Genomic DNA, 6,935 nt, shown 5'->3' on the forward strand with positions numbered 1-6,935 from the left:
CCCCAGCCCCCGCCGCAGCCGGACGGCGCGAGGCCCTTCTTCCGTCAGCGCGAGCAGCAGCACGAACGCGTTCGCGAAGGCATAGCTCCAGGTGTCACCCGCGAGGAGCACGCCTGCGAGCAGTGCCGCGGCGACGCCAGCGCGAACAGGCGTGGCCTCGCGAAGGAAGCGCACGGCGGCCCAGAGCGCGGCGGGCAGGGTGGCGCCGGCCAGGAGGTACGCGAGGCTGCTCGTGAGACACACGAGGTAGCCGCTGAACGCGAACGCCAGTCCCGCGAAGAACGCCCCGGCCCGGGGTACCGCGTAGAGGCGCAGCAAGGCATACGTGCCCAGCAGGGCCAGCGGCGGACACAGCAGCACGGTGAGCTTCATCGCCGCGCCCGTGGACAGCACCAATCCCAGCCACTGCGATGGATGGAACGCGGCGGACAGCATCATCCCCGGGAACGACTGGCCCAGTCCGTCGTAGGGGTACCAGCCCGGGAAATCGCCGTAGGCCATGCGCGCCACCCAGTAGCGGCGCAGGGGCGCGTAGACGAGCAGCATGTCGCGCGCGGTGAAGACCTGCGCGCTGAAGACGGCCCGGTAGAAGAACAGGCACGTCACGCCAAACGCGCCGCCCACCACCGCCCACGCCGCGCGCGAACCCGGTACTCCTGCTCCAGCGCGCTCCTGCGGTCCGGGGGGCTCCATCCAGGCGCGGATTGTTCCCCGGTCGCGGGGGCCCGGTCCAGCACGCTGGAGGGGCCCCGCGCTTTCGGAAGTCCCGCGACGTGCGCCGGGCCCGGTGGATCAGGCACCGTGCGATGGAGCGAAGTACGAGCAGAAGGTCGTCACGTCGCGGTAGCCCATGCGCCGGTACACAGGGGCCCCGGCCGGCGTGGCGTGCAGCACCGTGCGCTCCAGCCCCCACGCCCGCTTTGCCTCCTCCAGCGCATGGCGCATCACGGCCTCCGCGGCACCTTGACGACGGTGCTCGGCCAGCGTCGCCACGAGCGCGATGTACGCGATGCCGTCCACGCGCATGGCCGCGGTGGTGCTCGCTGGCACGCCGTCGTGACTGCCGACGAAGGCCCGGCACTCCGGCCCGTAGATGCCCGGCGCCGCCAGCGCCTCACGCCCGAGCGGCTGCGGCATGTCGTAGCAGGCGGCATTCACGTCCGCGATCGCGTTGCGGCTCCACTCGTCGCTCACCGGCCGCAGGTCGAGCTTCGGCAGGGGCCGCACCGGCGCGAGCAGCTTCTCCGCCACCATTCCCGTCGTGGTCATCCCGGGCTTGAGGCCCCGCGTGGCGAGCACCGCGTCCGCGCGCTCCCGCAGCGACGGCGCGAGCCAGTCCTGCGTCAGTGTGAAGGACCAGCCGTGCGGCCCCTGCGTGAAGTAGCGCGCGGCCAGGTCCACCGCGCGCTCCAGCTCCGCTTCCGTCTCCACCGGCTTCTGGAGGAACGCCATGTTCATCAGGGACCACGACACGTGCCCCGCCGTGAGGAACACCTCCGGCCGCTCCACCACCTCGCCCGCCGGCGTGCCCAGCGCGAACAGCCTCCATGCGCCACGGAATTGCGCGTGCGACTCGTCGATCTCGGCTCGGGACATGGAGAGGTACCCTCGGTGGGAATCAGAGAAGGTGGATTCTCCGCATTCTCGGAGCCTCGCGTCTACGTGCGCAGGGGCGTGGGCCTTGGTAAAGCGGAACCGAACCGGGGCGCGAGGAGGATGACGCGATGAATCCACTGGAAGGGCAGCCCTGGCAGACGGCGTGTCGGGTGTGTGGCCGTCAGACGTGTCCGCGTCCGGAGGCCGTGGCCTCGTGGATGCGGACGATGCTGGACCGGGTGCACGGCACGCAGATGCGCGGCGCGGGCCAGCGCGGGCTGCGCGAGGCCCTGGCGATGGAGGGCGTGCTGATCACGACGCACCTGGAGGTGTGGTCGCGCGCGCTCGAAGGCGTGTGCCCGGACTGCATCGCGGAGGTCGCGCCGGAGACGGACGCGCGCCTCCAGGATCCGGAAGGAATGCACGAGGCGTCGCTGGAGCGCTGGCGCAGGTCCGCGCCGGAGCTGGTGAGCGACGCGGTGGAGTCCGCGGTGGACGACGTGCTCGAAGCCGCGCGCGAGGCCGCGAGGAAGGCGGCCCCGCCGAAGCCGACCTCCTGAAGCACGGAGGGGCCGTGCTCGCTAGAACGACTCCTTGAACGGTCGCAGGTCGACCTCCTGCGTCCACGCGGAGCGGTGCTGACGGTGGAGCTGCCAGTACGTCTCCGCGATGGCGTCGATGTCGAGCAGTCCGTCATCCTCGCGCGCCAGCACCGGCTGTGGCGCGAGCGAGCGCAGCCGCTCCCCGTTGATGCCACCGTCGATGATGACGTGGGCGACGTGCAGGCCCTGGGGGCCGAGCTCGCGCGCCATGCTCTGGGAGATCATCCGCAGGCCCGCCTTGGCCGCGGCGAACTGCGCGAAGCCCGGCTTGCCTCGCAGGCTGGCGGAGGCGCCGGTGAAGAGCACCGTGCCCCGGCCCAGCGGCACCATCGCCCGTGCCGCCTCGCGTCCGACGAGGAAACCGCCGAAGCAGCCCACCCGCCAGAAGTCCTCGAACTGCGCGGCGTCCAGCTCCCGGAAGGGGACCTTGCGGTTGTTGCCCGCGTTGAACACGACCAGGTCCACGGGCGCGAACCCGGGCCCTGGTGACAGGGCCCGCTCGAACAGGCTCACGACGTCCGCTTCCTTCGTCGTGTCGGTGATGATCGCTTCGCCACTGCCCTGGCGGGCGTAGAGCGTCTGGACCACCTGCGACACCTTCGCACCGGTCCGTCCGGCGACGAGCACGTGGTAGCCCTGCGCGGCGAACTTCCGGCACAGGGCCGCGCCCAGGCCCTGTTCAGCGCCAACGCCCACGACGACCGCGGTGGGCTTGAGGGGGGACGTCATGGGGATGCAGCCTTTCTTCAGGAGAGGGAGGGCACGGCGGTCCCGGTATCGTGCCCGGGACCCCACCGCGAAGCCCTCCGTGATGACCGCCTCCCCACCGCGATGTCAGGGGAATGACGCGCGCCGCGCTATTTGTCGGCGCGCAGCAGGGGCAAGCCCGCCGGAGCGCCGTTGACGCCGCCGTCCACGTAGAGGTCCTGACCGTGCACGTAGGACGCGTCATCCGAGGCGAGGAACAGCACCGCCTTCGCGATCTCCTCGGGCTCACCCAGCCGGCCCATGGGAATGGTGAGCGACAGTCCCTTCTCCAGCTTCGCGTAGGCCTCCGGGGTGGGCGCCAGCGAGTCCCAGATGGGCGTGCGCGTCGCGCCCGGCGACACGGCGTTGACGCGGATGCCCCGGGGCGCGAACTCCGAGGCCAGCACGGCCACCATCGCCTTCAGCGCACCCTTGCTCGCCGCATACGCCGAGTACCCGGGCACCCCCAGCTCGCTGTGCACGGAGCTGGTGAGGATGACGGATGCGCCGGCCTTCAGGTGCTCCGCCGCCGCCTGCACGGTGAAGAAGACGCCGGTGACGTTGGTCTTGAGGACGGACTCGAACGCCTCCTGCGACGTCTTGCCCACGAGCGTCGTCCCCGCGATGCCCGCGTTGGCGAACACGATGTCCAGCTTGCCGAACCGCTCCACCGTCTGCGCCACCGCGCGCTCCAGCGCCGCCGGATCCGTGGCGTCCGCCTGCACCGCCAGCGCGTTCGCTCCCAGCTCCTTCACCACCGCGTCCAGCGTCTCCCGGTTGCGCCCGGTGATGGCCACGCGCGCCCCTTCCGCCACGAACAGCCGGGCCGTCGCGAGCCCGATGCCACTGTTACCGCCCGTGATCAGCGCCGTCTTTCCCTTGAGCCGCATCCGAGTGCCTCCGGTTTGAGTGGTTTCATGATGAAACCAATTGAGGGATGGATAAAGGCGGTGGTTTCGTTATGCAACCAGAAGGTGGAGACAATCGAAGGAGGGCGGAGATGAAGCGGACGAGCATGGAGGGGGTGGCCTGCCCCGTGGCCCGGTCGCTGGACGTGATGGGGGACTGGTGGTCGCTGCTCATCGTGCGCGACGCGATGCTGGGGCTGCGCCGCTTTGGTGAGTTCCAGAAGAGCCTGGGCGTGGCGAAGAACATCCTGTCCCAGCGCCTGAAGCACCTGATGGCCCACGGCATCCTGGAGGTGCAGCCCGCGTCCGACGGCAGCGCCTGGCAGGAGTACGTGCTGACGCAGAAGGGCCGGCGCCTCTTCCCCGTCCTCGTGGCCCTGCGCGAATGGGGCGCGGAGCACTGCTTCGAGCAGGGCGAGCCGCGCACGGTGATGCTCGACACGGCGCAGGGGCTGCCCGTGAAGCCGCTGGAGCTGCGAGCGGCGGACGGACGGCTGCTGGACCTCCAGGACACGCGCTTGGTGCGGGAGCCGGCAGAACGCTAGCGCCACGCGGGGGCCGGGCTGGTTAGGGTGTGGGCATGACGCGCCCTGCATCGGATTCGTGGACGCTGCCCTGGCTGGGGCTGGGGCTGAGCAGCAACCTGAGCGCTTCGGACATGCCGCATCCGTACCGGTTGCTCGACGCGGCCCCCGGGCTGTTCGACTTCGTGGAGTACAGCGCCCCCATTTCGCTGGAGGAGGCGCGAGCCCAGGCCACGCTCTTCCCGGAGATGTGGCGGCGTCGCGCGGACGTGCCGGTGCTCTTCCACCCGGTGCACCTGAACCTCTGGGGGCCGGAACTGGAGCCCGCGTCCGCGCTCGCGGAGCTGGACGCGCACGCGCGCGCGGTGGGCAGCCCGTGGGTGGGCAACGACGTGGGTTGGTGGCACGCGGGCGGCCAGCCCTTCCCGGGTTACCTCTACGTCACGCCGCCGTTCAACGAAGCGGGCCTGCGCGACTGCGCGGCGCACGCGCTCCACATCCAGGCCGCGTTGAGTGTCCCGCTGGTGGTGGAGAACCCCGCGGTGCTCGCCACGCGCGGGGACATGCACGCGCTGGACTTCATGGCGAAGCTGCACGCGCGCACGGGCCTGCCGCTGCTCCTGGACCTGGGCCACCTGCTCAGCCACCAGCTGTCCGCGGGCCTTCCGCTGCGCGCGGGGCTGGACGGCTTTCCGTTGGAGCACGTGGTGGAGATCCACCTCGCGGGCGGCGTGGTGACGCGCAGGGGACCGCGGACCTTCTACGTGGATGATCACACGCAGCCCGTGCGCGAGGAGCTCTTCGAGCTGCTGGCGGAAATCATTCCGCGCTGTGCCCGCCTGCGCGCCGTCACCTTCGAGGGCGACGGCCATCCGCCGGAGGTGGCGCTCACGTCGCTGCGCCGCCTGCGCGCGCTGGTGCCGAAGGAATCGAAGGAGTCGCGGCCCGCCATTCCATACCCCGTGTCGCGCGAGCCCGTGCCTACGCTCACGAAGGAGAGTCACCCGTGGGCGCTGTTCGACGCGGGCCACGGCGTGACGCCCGCCACGGAGGACGTGGATCCGGAGGGGACTCGCGCGGACCGGGACTTCCGGCTCGCGGTGGTGGCGGAGCAGTTGGATCGTGAGTGGCCGCTGACGCGCCTGTTGCTCGCGGCCACGCCGGAGGGGCTGGAGGCCTTCACCCGCTCGCGCGAGTACCGCGCGCTCTTCGACGGGCTGGGGCGGTCGCTGTCGCACGCGTTCGCGTCGTGGGCGCGCAAGCGCGTGATGACCGCGACTTCGGGGCAGGGGCAGGATGGGGTGGCCGCCGCGCTGTCGCTGGAGATGATGCTGCCGCACGCCTTCCTGCAGGCTCCGCTGGCCCCGGCTCCGGGACAGGTGGCGTTGGCTGAGGACGTCCGGCTGGGCTCCTTCCCGGCCGACCTCACGGAGTTGGTGTTCGCCACACGCGCATTGCGCCGGCATCTCACCGGCCGTGCGTGGGCGTGCGGCGCGATGGAGGTGTCCGGCCTGGAGGCCCTGGCACAGGTCGCGGCGCGGCCGGGTCCGGGGCCGTGGCGCTTCGCCATCCGCCGCAAGGGGCCGGGCTTCGAGGTCGTGACGCTGCCGCCGACGGTGGCGGACGGGCTGTGGGGGTTGGCGGACGGTCCGCGTCCGGTGGAGGACCTGCCTGTGTGGCTGCTCGAGGAAGGGCAGGCGCGCGGGCTCTTGCGGCGGGCATAAGGCAGGCAGGGTGTCCGCCTTTCAACGGATCCTTGCGCCCACCTGTCTGGTGGGGTACTGCCCGCCGCATGTCGTCACCCCTCGTCGTTGGCATCGCGGGCGGCACCGCATCTGGCAAGACCACGGTGGCCCGCAAGGTGCGTGAGGCCCTCGCCGACTGCAGGGTCGCCTTCATTGATCAGGACTCGTACTACCGGGACCTGAAGGACATGCCCCTCGTGGACCGGCGGGAGGTGAACTTCGACCACCCGGACGCCTTCGACACGGAGCTGCTGGTGGATCACCTGCGCTCGCTCAAGCAGGGCAAGGCCATCCAGAAGCCCGTCTACGACTTCGTCACGTCTGGCCGCCAGCCGCACACGCACCGCGTGGACCCCGGGGACATCATCCTCATCGAGGGCATCCTCGTGCTGCACATGAAGGAAGTGCGCGACGAGATGGACGTGAAGATCTACGTCGACGCGGACGACGACCTGCGCATCCTTCGCCGCCTCACGCGCGACATCAAGGACCGCGGCCGCGACTTCGACCACGTGGTGGGCCAGTACCTGCGCCACGTGCGCCCCATGCACATGGGCTTCGTGGAGCCGTCCAAGCACCACGCGGACATCATCATCCCGCACGGCGGCAACAACGACATCGCCATCGGGATGCTCGTGGGCGCGCTCCGGGCCCGGCTTGTCGCGCCGCAACACCTGGCGCGCTAGCCCCTAACCCTCTTCAGGGAAGTCCGGTAAGGCGCAGGCCAGCGTGAAGGAAGAAGGCGGCGAGAACGTCGTGGCGGTGGCCCAGGCGCACGAATGAAGCGCGTGCCTGGGCGCGCAGCTCGGCGAC

General features: G+C 70.9%; 8 protein-coding genes. 4 read left to right on the plus strand and 4 right to left on the minus strand.

Going from position 1 to position 6,935, the window contains the following annotated elements; all coding sequences use genetic code 11:
- Both D7V97_RS37565 and D7V97_RS37570 read right to left on the minus strand, forming a co-directional pair.
- Positions 1 to 693, minus strand: a 693-nt coding sequence (locus D7V97_RS37565) for a hypothetical protein (RefSeq protein ID WP_199729091.1), incomplete at its 3' end; no start/stop codon positions are given.
- A 99-nt stretch (positions 694 to 792) separates the two neighbouring features.
- Complete coding sequence (locus D7V97_RS37570) at positions 793 to 1,596, minus strand: GNAT family N-acetyltransferase (RefSeq protein ID WP_120615416.1); 804 nt, start codon at positions 1,594 to 1,596, stop codon at positions 793 to 795.
- A 128-nt stretch (positions 1,597 to 1,724) separates the two neighbouring features.
- On the opposite strand from D7V97_RS37570, the gene D7V97_RS37575 reads away from it, so the two are divergent.
- On the plus strand, positions 1,725 to 2,156 hold the full coding sequence (locus D7V97_RS37575) for a hypothetical protein (protein ID WP_120615417.1): 432 nt from the start codon (positions 1,725 to 1,727) through the stop codon (positions 2,154 to 2,156).
- Positions 2,157 to 2,177: 21 nt separating this feature from the next.
- Here D7V97_RS37575 and D7V97_RS37580 read toward each other — a convergent pair whose 3' ends face one another.
- Positions 2,178 to 2,927 (minus strand): SDR family NAD(P)-dependent oxidoreductase, encoded by a 750-nt coding sequence (locus D7V97_RS37580; RefSeq protein WP_120615418.1) that lies wholly within the window; start codon positions 2,925 to 2,927, stop codon positions 2,178 to 2,180.
- A 128-nt stretch (positions 2,928 to 3,055) separates the two neighbouring features.
- Positions 3,056 to 3,835: an SDR family NAD(P)-dependent oxidoreductase gene (locus tag D7V97_RS37585; RefSeq protein WP_120615419.1), complete on the minus strand. Its 780-nt coding sequence runs from the start codon at positions 3,833 to 3,835 to the stop codon at positions 3,056 to 3,058.
- 110 nt (positions 3,836 to 3,945) lie between these two features.
- On the opposite strand from D7V97_RS37585, the gene D7V97_RS37590 reads away from it, so the two are divergent.
- From D7V97_RS37590 to udk, 3 genes are all read left to right on the plus strand, one after another.
- Positions 3,946 to 4,398: a helix-turn-helix domain-containing protein gene (locus D7V97_RS37590; RefSeq protein ID WP_120615420.1), complete on the plus strand. Its 453-nt coding sequence runs from the start codon at positions 3,946 to 3,948 to the stop codon at positions 4,396 to 4,398.
- A gap of 35 nt (positions 4,399 to 4,433) precedes the next feature.
- The gene (locus tag D7V97_RS37595; protein ID WP_120615421.1) at positions 4,434 to 6,101 is read left to right on the plus strand and encodes a DUF692 family multinuclear iron-containing protein; all 1,668 of its coding nucleotides are present in this window, start codon (positions 4,434 to 4,436) and stop codon (positions 6,099 to 6,101) included.
- A 68-nt stretch (positions 6,102 to 6,169) separates the two neighbouring features.
- On the plus strand, positions 6,170 to 6,808 hold the full coding sequence (gene udk / locus D7V97_RS37600) for a uridine kinase (protein WP_120615422.1): 639 nt from the start codon (positions 6,170 to 6,172) through the stop codon (positions 6,806 to 6,808).
- The last annotated feature ends 127 nt before the right edge of the window (positions 6,809 to 6,935 follow it).

The sequence above is a fragment of the Corallococcus sp. CA053C genome, assembly GCF_003611675.1.
In the GTDB taxonomy this organism is placed as follows: Bacteria; Myxococcota; Myxococcia; order Myxococcales; family Myxococcaceae; genus Corallococcus.

Coding starts and splice junctions, on each gene's coding strand:
- D7V97_RS37570 (WP_120615416.1), bottom strand. CDS start 1,596: ATGTCCCGAGCCGAGATCGACGAGTCGCACGCGCAATTCCGTGGCGCA.
- D7V97_RS37575 (WP_120615417.1), top strand. CDS start 1,725: ATGAATCCACTGGAAGGGCAGCCCTGGCAGACGGCGTGTCGGGTGTGT.
- D7V97_RS37580 (WP_120615418.1), bottom strand. CDS start 2,927: ATGACGTCCCCCCTCAAGCCCACCGCGGTCGTCGTGGGCGTTGGCGCT.
- D7V97_RS37585 (WP_120615419.1), bottom strand. CDS start 3,835: ATGCGGCTCAAGGGAAAGACGGCGCTGATCACGGGCGGTAACAGTGGC.
- D7V97_RS37590 (WP_120615420.1), top strand. CDS start 3,946: ATGAAGCGGACGAGCATGGAGGGGGTGGCCTGCCCCGTGGCCCGGTCG.
- D7V97_RS37595 (WP_120615421.1), top strand. CDS start 4,434: ATGACGCGCCCTGCATCGGATTCGTGGACGCTGCCCTGGCTGGGGCTG.
- udk (WP_120615422.1), top strand. CDS start 6,170: ATGTCGTCACCCCTCGTCGTTGGCATCGCGGGCGGCACCGCATCTGGC.